The organism is Vibrio atlanticus, from assembly GCF_024347315.1.
Taxonomy (GTDB): Bacteria; Pseudomonadota; Gammaproteobacteria; order Enterobacterales; family Vibrionaceae; genus Vibrio; species Vibrio atlanticus.
This window is the reverse complement of sequence record NZ_AP025461.1, coordinates 585,310-604,554: the sequence shown is the minus strand read 5'-3', so window position 1 is coordinate 604,554 and position 19,245 is coordinate 585,310. Positions and strand designations below refer to the sequence as shown.

Sequence of the window (19,245 nt, the reverse complement as noted above, 5' to 3'; positions counted from 1 at the left end):
CGTCTATCGTAATAAGAAGCTTGTTATGCTCCGAATAATCGTACTTATTATTGGTTCTTTAACCATAACAAATGTGACTGCAGAACCACTCGATCAGTATCAAATATTGAACCATCTGGATAATTACGGAAACTTATATTTACGAAATAAGCCCTATACATCACTACCGACAGGATTGGTCGTCGATGGCAATTTAAATATAGAAAACACCGCAATCACTCGCCTTCCCAAAGGGTTGGAAGTTAACGGAAGCCTTAAAGGCGGTAACAGCCTACTAGCCCGAGTTCCATCGGGCGTAAAAATAAAAGGCTACGCCGACTTGATAGGAAGTAAGATTACCCGTTGGCCAAGAGGTGTGAGAGTGGGTGGATTCATCAACCTCACTGATACCCCCCTAATACGGCTTCCCAACGGCTTTAGAGTGAAAGGAGACCTAAGCGTGATCCGTACTCCTTTAACTGAGCTGCCAAACGGGATAGTGGTTGATGGCGATTTATATATTGGCGGATCTGCAATTACAGAATTTCCCGATACCATGACGGTCAAAGGCAATATCTACCTAGGTGGTAACACGATTACCACGTGGCCGACCCAATTAGATCTTGGTGGTGCTGTTGCTCGCTAACCTGCCGTTCGATTGATTGATTGATTGATTGATTGATTGATTGACGGTAATAGCAGTACTTAGAAAAAGACACCTATACCGCTATAAAAAAAGGAGCCTTAGGCTCCTTTTTCAATTCAATCAACGAACTTGTTTGCTAACGCTCGTTAACCAATATTCTTCACTGGGTTCGCATAGCTATCGATCAAGTACTGACGAGCACCTTGTGGCAAACTCGATAGTTTATCTTCAAACTCTTGCTTCACCGCAGCTGTAATCGACTCGTCTTCTTTTTCTGCAGCCAGTAAGTTCACAGGAAATAGTTTGTAGTTATCATGGATCTGGCGGTCAATCTCTTGAGCAAGTGCTTCAGGCGTATCGAAATCTTGGTCAATAACCTGACCAAAACCAACATGAACACGCCCTTTATTACCGATGATGCCTTGAATGATACTTTCGATATCTTCAAACTCACCCTTTTCGTAACTGCCGTTTACGTCTTTTTCAAAAAGCTCTATTGCTTTCGCGGTGTCACATGGATCGTTTTCGTATGAAATAGCCACAGGAACGATCTTCAATGATTTCACGTACTCAGGAAATACGATTTTTTGCTTACGCCCTTCAACATGGAACATCTTCAGAATTGCTGGCTCTGTGAAGTCATTGCCGTCTTTTGCACGACCTTCTTTCTGAGCGATCCAAATAGAGTTACCTGTTTCTAGAGAGTGCTTAATGTACGAAGACAATTGTCCAAGCGCTTTCATCATTTCACGTGGCCCTTTTAGAGAACGCTTTACGATGAAGCTTTTGTTCAGACGCATCAATTCAGTCGCACATGGCTTCTTTAGTAGGTTATCACCAATGGCAATACGGCAAGTTTGATGATTTTTCAGATGCAAAGCGTAATTAACTAACGCTGGATCCATAGCAATGTCACGATGGTTTGATACAAACAGGTACGCTTGGTTCGCATCCAGTGACTCTAAACCCGTGTATGTCACCCCTTTGGTGGTTTTAGCGAGCGTATCGCGTAAGTACTTTTTCACTTCGATCTGAATGGATTCAACGCTAGTCAGCTTGCTCCATTTCATTTTCAAGTACACTCGCAAGATCGGGCTCATTAACGCTTTGAACCAAGACGCATGGTTTGAAAAACGATAGTGCAAGATCGCACTGATAAATTCTTCATCATTAATAAGACGGTTTAGTGCCGCTGGAATTTCATCATCGCCGTAAGGACGAATATCAACATATGGATCGGTTGGAGAGGTCATTTTTTCATTCATATAATAAAAAGCTGGCTCATTCTACGCGTTGTTTTGACTTATCGCAGCTACAGAGCCCATACTTTTGACAAGGTCAGACCAGAAACATCGAAAATGCCCTGTTATTATTGGCATTCTTTAAGATTAACGGTAATCTTGACGCCCCAAGACTAAGGTACTATCTATGAACTTCGCTATTGAATATACATCGGCTTACTTTTCACACCTGGTGATTACACCACGCAAAAAAGTACTTAAGCATAGCCTTGTATCGGTTCAAAGTGGTTTGGTTTTGATTAAGCTGGGCAAACAAGAGTATGCCGTCGAGCCAGGTCAGAGCGTCTGGGTTCCATATGACTGCCTAACATCACTGACCTACTTTCCAAACACACAGGTCAATCGTGTCGACTTTTCTGTGCGCTTGACGGATTCATTCCCAAGACAAGCGGGATACGTCACGCAAACGAACCTCTCTTCTGCGTTGCTAGAAAAGCTAGAAGTTACTAAGTCTCGTAGTCTAAAAACGAATAATACTGAGCAAGCGTTTAAAGATATGCTTTCTGTATTGAAGCAAGAAGTGTTGTCGTTTAAACCACTGCTTTGTGAAAGTGCTCTGTCTCAGCGATTCAATCAATGGAATGTTGATGACTCGAACTTACCGCAAGAGCACACATTGGTGATGGTAATGCGCGAGGCGAAGAAACGTATGCAATCAGGTCAGAAACGTACTCTTGTGATTGATGATCTGTTCTCAGGCAAAGAAGAAGAGTTCGAACAACTGTGCATGCTCGTGTTTGGTGAAGATTTATAGCCTGGCGATAGGTGACATTAAAAGCAACAGACTAGATACTAAAAAGCCGCAAAAACTCAGTTTTGCGGCTTTTTTAATTCTTAGCACTTAGACAGAAAAGAATGAACTACCTGTCTAGAATGGCAGCTCAACCTGCATCATTAAGTCTGCATCACTAGAGTCATGCCAACGGTAATCAAAACGCATACGCGGCTGCCCTTCAACTTTATCACCAAAACCGATGCTCAGCTGAAGACCATGGTTCATCAACCACTCTTCTGTCGACATATTATACTGTTCATCTTCCAGCTCTTCTGGAAACCACATACCGAGACCAACATAGTTAGACTCAAGGCTCTGAGTTAACAAAGGCGCATCTTTGCTTTGAATAACCCAATCAGACCAATAGTCTGGCTTTGATTCAGATTCAGGTTCACCTTCACTTAACCCACTGAGCTCAATCATACGTTGACCGAAAGATTCAAGGCTAGTAGAGAAATCCAAGCAGTTATTTTCGTCATCAGAAGTCAGCATTACCGAATCTAGGCTAAAAAAATCACACTCAGCATATGCAGGTAAACTGCATGCTGCAATGATCATCGTCGCTGGTATCGCGCGCTTTAGCATAGTCATCAGACCTCTTGAGTGAGTGAATCTACATTATTGTATACAGTCCACTATCTTGCAATATCTTTGTAACTGACTTTGTACTCAGTTTTGCAACATCGCTTCCACTTATCAGCGCATTGCGGATATCAGTACTACGAATTTTCACTTTTTCAGGGCAAGCCATTACAGACCACTGCTCAGTAATCTCATCTGATTTATAAAAAGATGAGAACTTAAAGAAGTTGTCAGGACCTATAACGAACGTGAGTTCCGCATCACGATGTAACTTCTGAAGTGCGCTGAGCACCGCATAAGTCGTGACGCTTTCACCAGGAGTAAATAGGCTCTTTTCAACCAAAGAAAGCTCCACTCGATCCAATGAAAGATCGCTAATAAATGCGTTAACTAACTGACATCTCGTATCAAAGTCTAGCATCTCTTTTCCCCAAGCATGGGCAATACTTGGAACGAGCAGGATTTTGTCAAAGTGAGCCAATGAATCAATCACACTTTTATGCCCTAAGCTCGGCGGATTAAACGCACTACCGAAAATGGCTATTTTTTCCATTATTTATTACTGCCTTCTCTTTCTAAGCTTGTGCAAAGAGGTTTTTAAATCGGATGATTTAGGTATGATAACACTAGATTTTAATTTGCTTGCAGGAAAGGAATACGAATGGAACAGTTAATTCGTGACGAAATGCGCGTACTACCTTCAATTGACCCTCACTTCGAAGTGACTCGTCGTGTGGAGTTTATCAAAACGAAACTTCAACAGTCAGGATGTAAATCACTGATCCTTGGTATCAGTGGTGGTGTCGACTCAACAACCTGTGGCCGCTTGGCACAGATGGCCATTGATAGCCTAAATGAAAGCGCTGGTAGCGACGACTACCAATTCATCGCGGTTCGTCTACCTTACGGTGAACAAAAAGATGAAGACGAAGCACAGCTTGCTCTCTCTTTCATTCAACCTTCTCAATCTGTTTCTGTCAACATTAAAGCGGGGGTTGATGGGCTTCACGCTGCATCTCACGTTGCTCTTGAAGGCACAAGTCTACTACCAACAGATTCAGCAAAAATCGACTTTGTGAAAGGCAACGTGAAAGCTCGTGCTCGCATGATCGCACAATACGAAATTGCTGGTTACGTTGGCGGCCTTGTGATTGGTACTGACCACTCAGCGGAAAACATCACTGGTTTCTACACTAAGCACGGTGACGGCGCATGTGATTTAGCACCACTATTTGGTTTGAACAAACGCCAAGTTCGTGAGCTTGCAGCAACGTTGGGTGCTCCAGAGCAACTTGTTAAGAAAGTACCCACTGCTGATCTAGAAGAGCTTGATCCACAGAAAGCCGATGAAGCAGCCTTGAACCTTTCTTACGATCAAATTGACGATTTCCTTGAAGGCAAAGAAGTGTCTCAAGACGTATCCGATCGCTTAGTTGGCATCTACAAAGCAACACAGCACAAGCGTCAACCAATCCCAACGATCTACGATTAATCTTTGAATTAGCTCAGAATCAAAAAGGCCGGAAGCTCATTTGCGAACTTCCGGCCTTTTCTATTTAGTGTTTTTTAATGCGTTTTTCTTAATGATCTAACGAATCGTTAATCAACAACTTCGATATCAGTTTGCGGAACACTGCAACACGCCAATATCTGACCCATGTTACGTTCATGCTCTTGCAGCGCTGGTACATCAGGTTGGTGAACTTGCCCTGACTCAAGCGTCACTTTACACGCTCCACAGAAACCCGCACGACAACTTGAAGCGATAGATACCCCCGCCAATTCCGCTTGCTCTAGCAAGGTTGATTGATTATTACCTTCGAACAGGTAGCCGTTCACACTTAACTGCAGTTGCTTCACCGCTTCCTCGGTCGCCTGAGCCACACCAAACGCTTCTTGATGGTAATGCTGAGGGTTGAGCCCCATTTGAATCAGCAGTTTCTTTGCATTATCCATAAAGCCGTCAGGGCCACACACGAACGCTTGGCGCTTGTGTAGATCTTCAATTTTAGCGACATGCGATACGCTTAGACGCCCAGATAAACCATCCCACTCTTTGGTTGGTTGGCTTAATGAATAAATCACACGAAGACCCGCGTGCTCACTGGCGATTTTATTAATTTCAGCTTGATAAGGGATGTCTTCTTCGCTGCTGCATTGATGATAGAAAACCACATCATCAATTTGACCATGGTCGGCTAGGTAGCGAAGCATCGATAGCATTGGCGTAATACCACTGCCTGCAGACAAAAGCAGTAGTGGATGAGTTGGATTCGCTTCTAAGTAGAACGCACCATCTGGATTTTGAGCAACCAAAGTATCACCCACTTGGAAGTGATCATTTAACCAGTTAGAGATTTGACCATCGTCCACTCGCTTCACTGAAATCGCTAAACGACCCGCTCGTGAAGGGCTAGAAGATAACGTGTAACGACGAGAAACCTTCTCGCCATCAATCACCATCTCAATCGGAAGATGTTGCCCTGGCTGATAACTTGGCAATGAATGGTTTTCTTTGGCAGGCTCTAACCAAAAGGTCGTAAAGTCACGAGCAATCTCTTCGCGCTCAACACAGGTTAGATGCAGCGACTCAACCCAAGTGTCTTCATAATGCTCTTTCTCTTTGGTTTCGAGTACTTCAACCACATCACCCGCTTTAACCAAACCTTCATTTTTAGCCACAAGATTCTGACCAAAGAAAACGCCACCACGCTCATTAGCTCTGAATGTAGAAAAGGTATTAAGCGGCTCTTTTGTTGCTCTAAATTCGCCACGCTCAACATCAACCGTCGTTAGGATACAACGCTCACAAGGCTTCACCGCTTCGAACTCAACCTCACCGATACGGATACGCTTCCAACCATCTTCAGCAAAGGCTTCGGTATTCGAAACAACAAAGTTGGTGCGGAACTGATCCATCGAGTGAGCTTCAGGGCTGCGGCGATTAAGCTCATCTAGAGAGGCTTGGCTGATCACTAACATTGGGTAACCATCAGCGAAACTGACATTCTGACCGAGTTTTTCACGAACACGATTCGATTGCTCACCAGAGAACAATAGCTCAACACGAACTCCAAGCACATCACTGAACCAATCATCGGCTTCATCATTGGTGGTGTAAGCCGTAAAACTGTCTTTCCAAACCGTTGCTGGTGCTTCTTGCATCTTGAAATTTGCATACTTTAGACGCAAAGGCTCTTTGCCTTCATAAGTGAAGATCAAACCGTCAGGCTGCAAGCTTGAAGATACCTTGACCATTTTCGGATACTTACGCGCCGTGATCATCGAACCGTCAGCCAGTGCCAACATAAAACGTCTGTCGAAAGTAAGACCTTGTTTTTCAACCCAAGCAGAAGAGAGCGAGATCCCGCCTACTGATTTAACCGGAAACACATTGATTTGAGATAAGGAAGGCTGTTGACCTGAAGCCTTTTGATCCATAGCTTTTTGAGCTAAAGCCCTTTGACCTGAAGATAGCTGCGACATAACGATTCCAATGTTTTGTAGTTTGTCCCAATGCTAACAAATGGTTATAAATAGATAAACTGGCAGGCATTAAACACTTGATACTAAGCTAGTATCTTGAGATGTTTAGCTTTCTATCTTGATACATTAAGGCAGCAATGCAGTAACACTCTCCAGACGTTCTATAATATGAACACGATTACCGCATTGAACTTTCATTGAATAAAAAGGATTTATCATGAACAAACTCGTCATTATCATCTTATGTGTACTGCTTCCACCTGTTGGTGTGTTCTTCGCTCGTGGTGCAGGTAAAGATTTGCTGATTAACATCATCCTTACTTTCTTCTTCTGGGTTCCAGGAATGATCCATGGTCTGTGGGTAGCCACCCGCTAACCCTTATTAACAAATAGATACCGAATAAAATATCCATAAAAACAAGCTCCTAACCCTGAAGAGTTAAAAATAGGATGAAATGAAAGTGCTTTTCCACTATCATCCTGTCGCCTAAACGTAAGCGATTGCTTTCACAGATTTCGCTGAGTTTAGGCTCCAACTACATAACACTTCAAATGGTGGGAGCCTTCAATGACACAACTTACGATTACTCGTCCTGACGACTGGCACGTTCATCTACGCGATGGCGAAGTATTAAAAGATACAGTCCGCGATATCAGCCGCTACAATGGTCGAGCGTTAATCATGCCAAACACCATCCCACCGGTAACCGATACCGAAATGGCTCTTGCTTACCGTGAACGCATCATGGCAGAGCAGCCAAGTGAACAGTTCCAGCCTCTAATGGCACTTTACCTAACAGACAACACAACACCTGACGAAATTCGCAAAGCGAAAGAATCTGGCGCTGTTGTAGCGGCGAAGCTATACCCTGCTGGCGCGACGACAAACTCAGATTCAGGCGTAACTTCAGCTCAAAAGATTTACCACGTGTTAGAAGCGATGCAAGAAGTGGGTATGTTGCTACTTGTACACGGTGAAGTAACGGCTCACGATGTTGATATCTTCGACCGTGAAAAAGAGTTCCTAGACACAGTTCTAGCACCGATTGTTAACGACTTCCCTAACCTGAAGATCGTTCTAGAGCACATCACAACTGCAGATGCAGCGACTTTCGTTAAGAACGCTAACGAGAACGTAGCGGCAACCATCACAGCTCACCACTTGCTTTATAACCGCAACCACATGTTGGTTGGCGGCATTAAGCCACATTTCTACTGCCTCCCTATTCTTAAGCGCAACACACACCAGTTAGCACTTATCGAAGCGGCAACAAGCGGTAGCAAGAAGTTCTTCTTGGGTACAGACTCTGCGCCACACGCTAAAGGTGCTAAAGAGTCAGCATGTGGTTGTGCAGGTTCTTACACAGCACACGCTGCGGTTGAACTGTACGCTGAAGTATTCGACTTAGAAGGCAAGATTGAGAACCTAGAAGCGTTCGCGAGCCACAATGGTCCGGATTTCTACGGCATGCCACGTAATGCAGACACCATCACTCTTGTTAAAGAAGAATGGAATGTTGCTGAAACGATGCCTTTCGGTTCAGACATTGTTGTACCAATCCGTGGCGGCGAGACGATCGCTTGGGCTGTAAAATAAGCGCTTGGGCTGTTAAATAAACGCCCTCCATTTAACGAAAAGGGTCACCATAATAATTATGGTGACCCTTTTTTGTTTCGATGAAAGACTGTCTTATTATAAATAATAATGAACGATTACTTACCGCGCATTTTTCCAATCGCAGTCCAAACAGCAACGACAACCAAGCCAGCTAAAAACCCAATCACACCGTTTAATAGCGTCGGTACCACCGCTGTCGCAATCGTATGTCCACTAAAATCCATAATAATCGGTTCAATTAAATGATGAATCGCAGGAACGTTATGCACCACAATACCGCCACCAACCAAGAACATCGCAGCTGTACCGACCACAGCAAGCATCTTCATCAGCTTTGGTGCAAAGGCGACTAACCCATTACCCAAACGGGTTTTAATGGTACTGCCATTCGACGTGCGCTGGAGATAGAAACCTAAATCATCCAGCTTAACGATCCCTGCCACTAAGCCATAAACACCAATCGTCATCACAACGGCTATCAAACTCACGACAAGAATCTGAGTAAGGATACTTGTACCCGTTACGGTACCTAGCGCAATCACAATGATTTCCGCAGATAATATGAAGTCGGTACGAATCGCGCCTGAGACCTTTCTCTTCTCATATTCCTCTATGGATTCACCATTACTCGTATCCTCTTCCTTCTCGTCATGTTGATGAGCATGAGGAAAGAGCTTCTCTAAGATTTTCTCCGCCCCTTCAAAACAAAGAAACAGACCACCAATCACGAGTAGTGGCATGATCAACCAAGGGATGAACGCACTGATCAATAATGCCGCCGGAACCAAAATCAGCTTATTTTTAAATGAGCCTTTTGCGACCGCCCATACCACTGGGATTTCTCTTTCAGCAGAAACACCGGATACCTGCTGAGCGTTAAGAGCTAAATCGTCACCCAATACGCCTGCGGTTTTTTTAGCTGCCACCTTAGACATCAATGCGACATCATCCAACACGGTTGCAATGTCATCTAGCAGTGTTAATAAACTTGCTCCAGCCATTTTATTGTCTCTTTTAAAAGGATTGAACCATCGATGAAATGTAACATCATCAATTCACTCATCAAAGTTATGAGTCTGTAAAAAATAAAGTCACAAGTTGTGTTTTCTATTGCTGTCTCTGTTAGACAGGAATAATCTGTCTTAATCTTTCACGAACATAAAAGAAAAAGTATAGATGAAAAGTGAATCTACCTACCCAATTGGTAAGCCAGGACAAAAGTGGCAACAAGCAGAACGTGAAGCATGGTTAGCTCAAAGAACGGTTAAGCGTGAATACCAACAAGAAGTTGTGCCAAAGATTAAAGCACTTGCAGAGCGTTTTGATATCGAACAATACGGTGCACTGAGCTACGACGAAGCTCGCTTCCCACTTTTCGCAATCAAGAGCAAAAACTGGGACGAGTCAAAGCCGACGATTCTGGTAACCGGTGGTGTTCACGGTTACGAAACCAGTGGTGTACATGGCGCTATCAAATTTGCAGCGACCCAAGCAGAGAAATACGCAGCGCACTTCAACATTGTAGTAGCACCTTGTGTAAGCCCTTGGGGTTACGAAGTGATCAACCGCTGGAACCCAAATGCTGTTGATCCAAACCGCTCTTTCTATAACGGTACGCCAGCAGAAGAATCAGCAAACCTACGAGCTTTAGTGGCCTCTTTGTCAGAAGTATTGGTTCACGTTGACCTGCATGAGACGACAGACTCTGATGAAACTGAATTCCGACCAGCACTCGCTGCTCGTGATGGTATTGAGTACATCGAAGGTATGATCCCAGATGGTTTCTACACGGTTGGCGATACAGAAAACCCGCAACCAGAATTCCAAGCGGCAGTAATTGCTTCAGTAGAAAAAGTAACGCACATTGCGCCTGCGGATGACGAAGGCAAGATCATTGGTTCAGACGTCACTCAACACGGTGTGATCAACTACCCAATGAAGAAACTTGGCTTATGTGGCGGCGTGACCGACTGTAAGTACGGAACAACCACAGAGGTTTACCCAGACAGCGACAAAGTGACTGACGAAGAGTGTAATGATGCTCAAGTTGCTGCTGTAGTCGGTGCTTTGGATTACGTAATTCAACATGAATTGAACGCGTAAGCTATTAGCTGCTCCCTAAAACTAAAAAGAGCCACAAGTGACGATTCACTTGTGGCTCTTTTTTTTGTCTTTTCTACTTGTCTTTGATTTCTTCTTGGGCATAAAAAAGCTCCCTTACACATAGTACAAGAGAGCTTTGAAATAACGCTGAATAAGGAGTAATTAGCGAACTATCTACTCCCCATACTCGATTACTTTATTTAGCGGTTTCACTAACGTTTTCTTGTCCTTTATCTACTTCAGTCAGTAGACCTTTCAACAAGCTAAAACAGCCAATCAGAAGAATAATCGTAAACGGCAATGCAGCAATGATCGTGATCGATTGCAGAGCTTGAATAGATTGAGTACCACCAATCCACAACATCACCATCGCGATAGCACCTGAGATAACCGCCCAAACCACTTTCTGTTTCACTGGCACTTCTAGTTTACCACCCGCTGTCATGCCATCGATAACGATAGAGCCTGAGTCTAGCGTTGTAACGAAGAACACAATGATCAGTGCGACTGCGAGAACTGACAGAATGCTACCGAACGAGTAAGCATCTAGCATGTAGAACAAGCTTAGAGATACGTCTGTAATGCCTTGGTCGAGGCCAAGTTGTCCCACATGGTTAATTACTTGCTCGATAGCTACGCCACCGAAGATCGACATCCAAGCCGACGTCACCAATGTTGGGATAATCAGTACGCAAAGTAGGAACTCACGAACTGTACGGCCCTTAGAAATACGCGCTACGAACATACCGAAGAATGGTGCATACGCAACCCACCATGCCCAGTAGAACACAGTCCAGCCATGCAGCCATGTTGTGTCTTCACGACCCGCACTTTGGCTCAACGCTACGATGTTTTTCACGTAGCCCGTTGCCGCAGTCGCCACAGAATCAAGCACTGTCGTAAAGTTCAATACAGCGATAAGACCAAGGAATATGAACGCAATAACCATGTTCAGGTTACTTAGGAACTTAACACCACCGTCCATGCCACGCATCACAGAGATGATCGCCAAGCCCATAATCAAAACGATAATAGATTGCTGAAGGTAGATGTTGTTTTCCAAGCCAAACACGTGGCTAATACCACTTGCTGCTTGCGTACCACCTAGGCCCAATGAAGTCGCAAGGCCAAACAGAGTAACCAGTACCGTTAGTACGTCGATCACATCACCTGTTTTACCCCAAACTCGTTCACCCAGTATTGGGTAAAACACAGAACGCATTGATAGCGGTAAGCCTTTGTTGTAAACAAAGTACGCTAGACAAAGCGCCGTCATGCCATAGATAGCCCATGCATGAAAGCCCCAGTGGAATACGGTTGCACCTAGTGCCAGTTCACGGCCTGCTTCTGTAAAAGGTTCCGCATCTAATGGTGTGCCGAACCAGTTAGTGAAGAACGCGGTTGGCTCAGCAACGCCCCAGAAAATAAGCCCGATACCCATACCGGCTGCGAATAACATCGCAATCCAAGATGACATCGAATAGTCCGCCGTCGCGTCTTCGCCACCTAGACGAATTTTACCCAACGGTGAAAATGCTAGAACAAAAGCAAACGCTAGCATGATGTTAGCTCCCCACATAAACAGGAAGTCAAACTTTGATAAAACAGCACCCTTAATAGAATCAATAGCAGCTTTAGCGTCTGCTGGAGGAAGAGCAAGAAGAGTGATGATGAAGAGAAGAGATAAGCCTACTGAGGCTATGAAGACAGTGTTGTGGACATCCATGCCCCATTTACTGACGTTATCTTGACCAACTTGATAGTCAGTAGAATCGATACTGTATTTTTTTGATTTAAAACTCATAAATTATGATGTTCACATATCCGAATCAACGAATATAAGGACGCTCTCCATATCCAATTACTACTTGATTGGCTCGCCGCACCACCTAAATAGAGGCGATAAAAATCACAATGGTTGGTGATAAATGGACTTACTGGCTCAATCCCAAGGCGCGTATTATAGCACAGCTCAAAGCATTTTGACTGAGTTTTAGCTCAATAGTTACCCAGACCGCCATTGATAGTGATAGTTAACCCAATAAAAGCACAATAAAACGAACAGACAAAAACATTAAAATACAACACGTTAAATTAAAATGACACACCGTAAAATCTCATGCAAACTTTCTACAGATAATATTAACAACCGTCTGATTTATTTATAGCTCTAATAAAAAAGCCCCGCTATAGGGGCGGGGAAATTACCAAAGGTAAAAGAGAAATCAGTATTCAAATGTCAGTGCTATGTCTTGCTACGCTTCTCGCCACAGAGACTGCACATTTCAAAGGCAGTACATTAAATCGCGAAACAAAAGCCTAGGTTATAATCTTCGCCATTCTTTTCAGTGAACTCTTTATCTTCACTCGATGCGCTTGGTCGGCCGCTTTCATCACCCTTCACTAAGCTAACCCAGTGGCGAATACCAGAAGAGAGGTTCGCTTCAGTTTGGCCAAACGTGGTGCATGTCTCTAATTGAATGTCTTCGATGTTCACTAACTCTAAATTACCAGTTCCTTTGCGAGCACCTATCGTCACTTCAACATGGGTACCGCTCTCGTCTCGAAATAGAATTGACGATGGTTTAGATTTATCACCCGCATAAGCGACAAAGTGCTTCGCTCTTTTCAGGCCAGTGTGCTCGCCGTTTTTGAAGTAAACCTGAACATGTCGATAATCAATCTCGTAGCTCACTGCATCTTCGTGTGAACCTGCCTCTAAAGGGAATAGAGTATCAAGCAACTGTTTCGCCATTTTTTGTTTTTCGAGTTGCTTGTCTGCTTTCACCATTTCTACGGCAAAGACAGCTTCAGCAATAAATGTTGAATGGTTTCTGTGAAGTTCTGTTTTGTCTAGTGTCAGCATATTCATAATCTTTCCCTCTTACGGCTTTGAATTTCATATAGGTCAAAAATCCTGATTGACCCTTTTCAAATGTGTTCTTTACTGTGTGGCTTCCATGTATTTCATACTACTTGTATTTTTTAAACAATTTCACAACAAAAATTTCACAGTGTGAATTTTACTAAATTGATTTTTTACACAAACCAAAATTTCCGCCCCCAACCCTTTATTTAATTGGGCTGAGAGCTCATTAGACACACTTTTACGTGTTGTTTGATTTTGTGTAATAACCGACCCCAACCAACTTATTGTCAATCACTCGATAATAGGTGTGCTTGGTTTCGACTTTGCTCGACAGGGGATTTAGCCATCGATAGGTGTAAACACCACGGCCATTTTCTTTGGCGAGATTTAACATCTCAGTGAGAATTGGCTTATCGTCAGGGCTTAGAATTTCGTTATGTGAACGTCCAACAAGCTCAGGGGATACACCATGTGCAAGTAGCTTTCCAGAGCTCATATCCATCACAAACACATACAAATCTCCTTCAACAAAGCTACCCTCAGCGTCATTGAATTCAGTCAGGCTCTCTTGTTCTGACTCCACTATCGCGGTCATGGCTCTCGCCAATAAATTCTTCGCCTCAGCAGCACTGGAACGTTCTGGGTAATAGCCCACAGCGACGATCACATCGCCCACTCGCTCAAAGAAGGTGGTTTTAGGCTCTCCCATGCGATCTGTCGGATTGGTCCAGTGATACTTCACTTCACCAAAACCGTTGTGTACTGCTTTAGTGATCATTTCACGGAAAAATGGATTACCGTAAACGTCCTGAGTGTCTAAAACACTGTCGCCCACCAACACCATTGAAGAACCGCCACTGGCAAGGAATTGGCCATCAATCCCCAAAGCGAATACATACAACTCACCATCGATGTATTCAGCATCGCTCATGAAGTCTTGAACGCTTTCATCGCCTTCTTTTTGCACGTGCACTACCGCTTTCGCAAGCAGGGTTTTGGCTCTTCTTTCCGCGTCACTGACCACATGTGGCTCTGAAATATCGAGCACATTGACTGGCTCGTTTTCTTTTGCTGTTTCTGAATGTTCAGCACGCAATCCAATGCCACTGATCACAGCAAATACGGCACAACCAATAAGGATAATTCTTGATATATTCATAGTGACTTCTCCTAATAGCCCACTAAGGACGGTAGCCAAAGCGTAATTTGTGGGAAGAAAGCGATAACGAATACGCCCACCACGGATGCAAGAACAAAGGGATGGATCTTCGCGGTGATCTGCTCGACCGTGGCCCCGCCTATCCCCGAGGCGACAAAGATATTTTCACCGAGCGGCGGTGTAGCAAAACCTATCGATAACGTACACACCACCACAATGCCTACGTGGGTTGGATCCGCGCCTAGCATGTACATGATTGGCAGCAGCACTGGCACGATAATCATGATCGCGGCTAACGTTTCCATGAACATACCGACGAAAAGCAATAGCACAATAGTCAGTGCCCACACCATGTACATGTTGTCAGTAAAACCTAATAATGACTCAGCAACCACGACCGGAATTTTTTGTTCGATTAACAAGCGACCAAATACCGTTGCAGCGAATAGAATCAGCAACACACGCCCGGTAATCCATGTGGTTGTCGATAATGATTTGATGGTGCTTTTGAACGATAACTCTCGGTGAATAAACACACCCACAAACAGCGAATAGAAAATTGCCACAACCGCTGACTCTGTTGGTGTGAACATACCGCTATAGATACCTCCGAGAATCAAAAATGGAGCCAGTATCGACCATATGCCGCGGCGCAAAGCGTGTCTTACTTCGCCAAATGACCAATTCTCAGACAGCCCTTTATAGCCTTCTCGCTTGGCAATGAAATAGTTAGTGACAACGAGTGTAGATGCCATGATGAAGCCAGGAACAACGCCTGCAACAAACAATTTAGGAATAGATAAAGAAGCAAATTGCCCGTGTTGAGCGATGGCTTCAGGCGGTGCCATTAATCCCATTGCTGAGATGCCGAAAATAACTAACGGGATGGATGGCGGAATGATGATCCCCAAGCCCCCTGATGCAGCCGTTACTGCCGATGCGTAACTCTTATCGTAATCTCGCTTAACCATTGCAGGCACCATTAGCATGCCTACCGCAGCGGTGGTTGCAGGGCCAGAACCTGAGATAGCACCAAAAAACAAACACGCCATCACGGTTGCAGCGCCAAGGCCACCCGTCACGGGTCCGGCTAAGCTCTCTGCAATATCCACCAGACGTTTGGAAATACCCGCCGCCTCCATTAATGCGCCAGCAAGAACAAAGGCTGGCAGCGCCATTAACGGGAAGTTACCCACCGAAGTAAACGCGATTTGTACTAAAGCGATGGGATTTTTGTCGAGCAACATATAGGCCGCCATTGAAGCACCGGCCAGTGATACTGTGATTGGTGCACCCAGAATTAACAGGGTTAAGAAGCCACCAAATAAAATTAGAGTTAAATAGGATTCCATTATTACATCTCTCTATTACGGCTATTCTCTGTGACGACTACTGTGATGACTTTTGTGCCGTCATTTTGCGCAGTTCTTTGACTTCAGGATCTTCGTTTTTAGCGCCCTTAAATAAGCGCTCGTAGTTGTTCCAGATAATGCGCAGCATCATTAGAGAAAATGCGATCGGCAAAATCATATAGAAGTATTTCATTGGGATGCCTGTCGTCTGAGACTTCCAGAACAAATTCATTTTGTTGAACACGAAATCGTAGCTGAGATAAACAAAGTAGCCGTTAAATAACAGCCATAAGAAGTCAGCGATGGTTTCACAGACGGTCTGAACAATCGGGGGGAAGAACTTGAAGTGAAAACTGACTCGGTTATGCGCCGACATCTTGGCCGCAACAACAGCCCCTAGATAGGCAAACCAAACAAACATGTAAGTAGCGACTTCATCACCCCAAGGTATGGAGTAATCGAAAAGCTGACGAGTAAGGATTTGTGTGAACAGCAATAGGACAAAGCTTGCTAGCAACAGACAACATGTATATTCCTCAATGTTGTTAAGATGCTTTTTTATTGTTTTAGCGACTGACATATAACCTCCAATGTTGATTTCCACATGACAACCAGTCGCTCGCGGTACTAAAAAGATCAGGTACTGGACAGATCAACGAGTAAAGCCATGTAAATGCCCTATCTAACCGTTCTATCGCGAGGTGATTAAGTCGCGAAGAACAGCAGATAGGGCGAATCTAATCGTTACTTTCTACCTAGTAACTCAAGAACGTCGTCTAGCTTGTCTTTACCTCCAATGCTTGAATAGAACTTAGGCCAAACTGACTTAGTGACCTTGCTGATCCACTCTTGCTCGTTGTCTGCTGGGTCAGTGAAGACCATGCCTTTTGCTTGCAGTTCTTCACGGATCTTGTTTTCAGTATTTTCTAAGTATGCAAAGCTGTGCTCTGTCGCTTCCTGACCCGCTTCAAGAATGATCTTTTGCATTTCAGGCGTCTGTTGTTGGAAGACTGTTTCACTGACGATAAGCGGCTCAAGTGAGAAGATATAACGAAGGTTTGTGACGTACTTTTGTACTTCATTGAACTTCATCGCATGCACAGTGATGTATGGGTTGTCTTGACCATCAACAACACCTTGTTGCAGGCCAGTAAATGTTTCTGACCATGCCATTGGTGTTGGGTTTACGCCCCATGCTTGGTAAGAAGCAATCATGATTTCGTTACGAGGAACACGAATCACTAGTCCTTTTAGATCCGCTGGTGAAGCCACTGACTTTTTAGAGTTAGTCAGAACCCTAAAACCAGAATAAGCCCAACCAACGATACGAACGCCTGCATCACGAATGGTGTTATCGACAAGGTCTTGACCCACTTGGCCTTGAGTTAATAGCACCGCTTCTTCTGCACTTTGAATGACATAAGGCATGGTCAATAGACCAACCGTTGGAGAGAAAGGCGTCACGTTGTTGATCGCCAATACTGAGAAGTCGAGAAGGCCGATTGCCGCGTCGTTGACGGTGTCTTGCTCGTTGCCCAATTGACCATTCGGGAACAGGTCAATTTTGACTTTACCGTCTGTTTTTTGCTCCATCAATTCAGAAAATGATGTCGCTAATTCCCACTGAGTACCACCAGCAGCATCGCCGATAGCCATTTTAAAATTTGCTGCTGCCGCGGTATGAGATAGCATCGCTGTTGCTACAATTGTGACGCCAGCAATAATTTTATTTTTAATCAATTTCATAGTCTTAACCTTTCCTATCATACAGACTTCCTGCCTGTACTTTGCTCACAAGGTGACCTGGTACAACTTTCCTGGTCGTAGTTCTATTTCCCTATTTTGGAAACAATGTTCGAGTAGCTAAAGCACTTCATCCTTTAACGAATACCACTGATAAAGGAACTGTTGCCCTACTCTTCGAAATGGTGCAAACATCTCAGATTCCACCACTTCCCTCACGTTGGGGAACGGAAGTTTTGATTCAAATATTGGCAAGTCAAGCTTATGACCTTCACCTGCGATCCACTGAGCGAGGCGCTTGCCTGCTTGAGCGGAGTACATCACACCATTGCCGCCATACCCTAGTGCGTAGAATATGGATTGCTTTGGATTCGGCTGATAGATTCTTGGCATCATGTCGTGGCTAACATCCACCCACCCCCACCATGAATAATCGATTTTGATCTGATCGAGAGAAGGGAATTTTCGGGTTAAATCCGCTCTCAACATGTCTTCGTATTTCTTTTCAGGTGCATTCTTGCCACTGATGGCACTGCGTGTACCGATCTGCACTCGGTTATCGGGTAACAAACGGTAGTAATGACGCAAAATTCTGCTGTCAGTAATCACCTGATTGGTTTTGAAGTTACACGCGGCGATTTCGTCTTGAGTTAACGGACGTGTCACCATCGAGTTAGAAAGTACGGGTAATAGGCGATTCTTAAGCTCTGAATGCAAACCTTGGCTAGTATACCCACCAGTACAAACACCGACAGAACGAGCCTTAACCACACCACCTGGTGTTTTTAGGTAATGCACACCGTTACGTGTTTCCCAACCCATCACAGGGCTTGCTGGGTGAACTTTTACGCCGAGTGCTCTCGCCTTTCTTAGATAACCAAACGCCAGTTTCCCTGCATGGATGCCAATACCTTCTGGCTCATGCATTGCGCCTGCCGCTTCTTGATCACCAACGTAATCACGTTTTACGGTTTCCGCATCTAAGATCTGCGCATCGTAATCGAATGTGTCACGTAGCAACTTGGCTTCTTTCTCGAGTGTTGCCATCACTTTTGGACGGTGAGCAACGTATAAGTGGCCACCCGGCTGCGGGTCACAATCAATGTCTTTGATTAGAGACTTAAAGGTGTTCATGCCATCGATGCATTCGCGGTGCATTTTTAGCGCGGTTTCTAGTCCCCAGCGTTCAATCCACTGAGAACGCTTCAAACGTCCTGACGCACACTGAGCCTGACCACCATTTCGGGTACTGCAGCCCCAACTCATACGGTTAGCTTCAATCACAGTCGCTTTAATGCCGTACATTTCAGCAAGGTGTATCGCGGTACTTAGGCCTGTGTAGCCTGAACCGATTATCGCCACATCGACATCCATATCCGATGTAATTGGGCCATCATCTTCAGGTGGTGCGCCTGCGGTATCTACCCAATAAGTCGGGGCGTATTCCTTACCGTGACCTGGGCTCTTGTCTTTAAGTGGATCGTATTTTGGATCGTATCTTTCTTTTGCTTGGGTACTTTCTTGTGCTTGGGTGCTTTTCACCTTTGGCGGCACATCGGCTGCCGGTTGTTCCATTACTAAACTCATAATTCGACTCTCCTAGTCATAACACGTGAACGGGTTGTGGTTTCG

The 19,245-nt window shown here is 44.5% G+C and carries 18 protein-coding genes; 6 read left to right on the top strand and 12 right to left on the bottom strand.

The window, feature by feature from the left end; all coding sequences use genetic code 11:
- Positions 1 to 25: 25 nt before the first annotated feature.
- The gene (locus tag OCV30_RS18375; protein WP_017102755.1) at positions 26 to 625 is read left to right on the top strand and encodes a hypothetical protein; all 600 of its coding nucleotides are present in this window, start codon (positions 26 to 28) and stop codon (positions 623 to 625) included.
- 146 nt (positions 626 to 771) lie between these two features.
- Here OCV30_RS18375 and OCV30_RS18370 read toward each other — a convergent pair whose 3' ends face one another.
- Positions 772 to 1,878 carry a 1-acyl-sn-glycerol-3-phosphate acyltransferase gene (locus OCV30_RS18370; protein WP_029223825.1) on the bottom strand — a complete coding sequence of 369 codons (1,107 nt, stop codon included), beginning with the start codon at positions 1,876 to 1,878 and terminating at the stop codon, positions 772 to 774.
- Positions 1,879 to 2,053: 175 nt separating this feature from the next.
- Here OCV30_RS18370 and OCV30_RS18365 point away from each other — a divergent pair, with 175 nt between their 5' ends.
- Positions 2,054 to 2,680 carry a hypothetical protein gene (locus tag OCV30_RS18365; protein ID WP_017097078.1) on the top strand — a complete coding sequence of 209 codons (627 nt, stop codon included), beginning with the start codon at positions 2,054 to 2,056 and terminating at the stop codon, positions 2,678 to 2,680.
- Between the two features lie 114 nt (positions 2,681 to 2,794).
- Here the strand turns inward: OCV30_RS18365 and OCV30_RS18360 are convergent, their stop codons facing one another.
- On the bottom strand, positions 2,795 to 3,292 hold the full coding sequence (locus OCV30_RS18360; RefSeq protein WP_065678131.1) for a hypothetical protein: 498 nt from the start codon (positions 3,290 to 3,292) through the stop codon (positions 2,795 to 2,797).
- 22 nt (positions 3,293 to 3,314) lie between these two features.
- Positions 3,315 to 3,836: a nicotinate-nicotinamide nucleotide adenylyltransferase gene (locus OCV30_RS18355; RefSeq protein WP_065678130.1), complete on the bottom strand. Its 522-nt coding sequence runs from the start codon at positions 3,834 to 3,836 to the stop codon at positions 3,315 to 3,317.
- 108 nt (positions 3,837 to 3,944) lie between these two features.
- Between OCV30_RS18355 and nadE the strand changes: the two genes are divergently transcribed.
- Complete coding sequence (nadE, locus tag OCV30_RS18350; protein WP_065678129.1) at positions 3,945 to 4,775, top strand: ammonia-dependent NAD(+) synthetase; 831 nt, start codon at positions 3,945 to 3,947, stop codon at positions 4,773 to 4,775.
- 107 nt (positions 4,776 to 4,882) lie between these two features.
- Here nadE and OCV30_RS18345 read toward each other — a convergent pair whose 3' ends face one another.
- Entirely contained in the window at positions 4,883 to 6,724 is a 1,842-nt protein-coding gene (locus tag OCV30_RS18345) for an MOSC N-terminal beta barrel domain-containing protein (RefSeq protein WP_065678188.1), read from the bottom strand.
- A gap of 262 nt (positions 6,725 to 6,986) precedes the next feature.
- Between OCV30_RS18345 and OCV30_RS18340 the strand changes: the two genes are divergently transcribed.
- Entirely contained in the window at positions 6,987 to 7,145 is a 159-nt protein-coding gene (locus tag OCV30_RS18340) for a YqaE/Pmp3 family membrane protein (RefSeq protein ID WP_004731890.1), read from the top strand.
- Positions 7,146 to 7,337: 192 nt separating this feature from the next.
- The gene (pyrC, locus tag OCV30_RS18335) at positions 7,338 to 8,366 is read left to right on the top strand and encodes a dihydroorotase (protein ID WP_012600249.1); all 1,029 of its coding nucleotides are present in this window, start codon (positions 7,338 to 7,340) and stop codon (positions 8,364 to 8,366) included.
- 116 nt (positions 8,367 to 8,482) lie between these two features.
- Here pyrC and OCV30_RS18330 read toward each other — a convergent pair whose 3' ends face one another.
- Positions 8,483 to 9,388 (bottom strand): DUF808 domain-containing protein, encoded by a 906-nt coding sequence (locus OCV30_RS18330; RefSeq protein WP_065678128.1) that lies wholly within the window; start codon positions 9,386 to 9,388, stop codon positions 8,483 to 8,485.
- A gap of 175 nt (positions 9,389 to 9,563) precedes the next feature.
- Between OCV30_RS18330 and OCV30_RS18325 the strand changes: the two genes are divergently transcribed.
- Positions 9,564 to 10,490 (top strand): M14 family metallopeptidase, encoded by a 927-nt coding sequence (locus tag OCV30_RS18325; RefSeq protein WP_065678127.1) that lies wholly within the window; start codon positions 9,564 to 9,566, stop codon positions 10,488 to 10,490.
- A 196-nt stretch (positions 10,491 to 10,686) separates the two neighbouring features.
- Here OCV30_RS18325 and OCV30_RS18320 read toward each other — a convergent pair whose 3' ends face one another.
- The 7 genes from OCV30_RS18320 to OCV30_RS18290 form a co-directional block, all read right to left on the bottom strand.
- A complete protein-coding gene (locus OCV30_RS18320; protein WP_065678126.1) occupies positions 10,687 to 12,294 on the bottom strand; it encodes a BCCT family transporter in 1,608 nt (535 codons plus the stop codon).
- Between the two features lie 495 nt (positions 12,295 to 12,789).
- The gene (locus OCV30_RS18315; protein ID WP_009845766.1) at positions 12,790 to 13,362 is read right to left on the bottom strand and encodes an aldolase/citrate lyase/malate synthase family protein; all 573 of its coding nucleotides are present in this window, start codon (positions 13,360 to 13,362) and stop codon (positions 12,790 to 12,792) included.
- Between the two features lie 235 nt (positions 13,363 to 13,597).
- On the bottom strand, positions 13,598 to 14,518 hold the full coding sequence (locus tag OCV30_RS18310; protein ID WP_009845767.1) for a cache domain-containing protein: 921 nt from the start codon (positions 14,516 to 14,518) through the stop codon (positions 13,598 to 13,600).
- A gap of 11 nt (positions 14,519 to 14,529) precedes the next feature.
- Positions 14,530 to 15,870: a TRAP transporter large permease gene (locus OCV30_RS18305; RefSeq protein WP_009845768.1), complete on the bottom strand. Its 1,341-nt coding sequence runs from the start codon at positions 15,868 to 15,870 to the stop codon at positions 14,530 to 14,532.
- Positions 15,871 to 15,907: 37 nt separating this feature from the next.
- Positions 15,908 to 16,450, bottom strand: a complete 543-nt coding sequence (locus tag OCV30_RS18300) for a TRAP transporter small permease (RefSeq protein WP_009845769.1) — start codon at positions 16,448 to 16,450, stop codon at positions 15,908 to 15,910.
- A gap of 164 nt (positions 16,451 to 16,614) precedes the next feature.
- Positions 16,615 to 17,616, bottom strand: coding sequence for a TRAP transporter substrate-binding protein (locus OCV30_RS18295; protein WP_010431300.1), 1,002 nt, complete (start codon positions 17,614 to 17,616; stop codon positions 16,615 to 16,617).
- Between the two features lie 117 nt (positions 17,617 to 17,733).
- The gene (locus tag OCV30_RS18290) at positions 17,734 to 19,200 is read right to left on the bottom strand and encodes an NAD(P)/FAD-dependent oxidoreductase (protein ID WP_065678125.1); all 1,467 of its coding nucleotides are present in this window, start codon (positions 19,198 to 19,200) and stop codon (positions 17,734 to 17,736) included.
- Positions 19,201 to 19,245 lie beyond the last annotated feature (45 nt).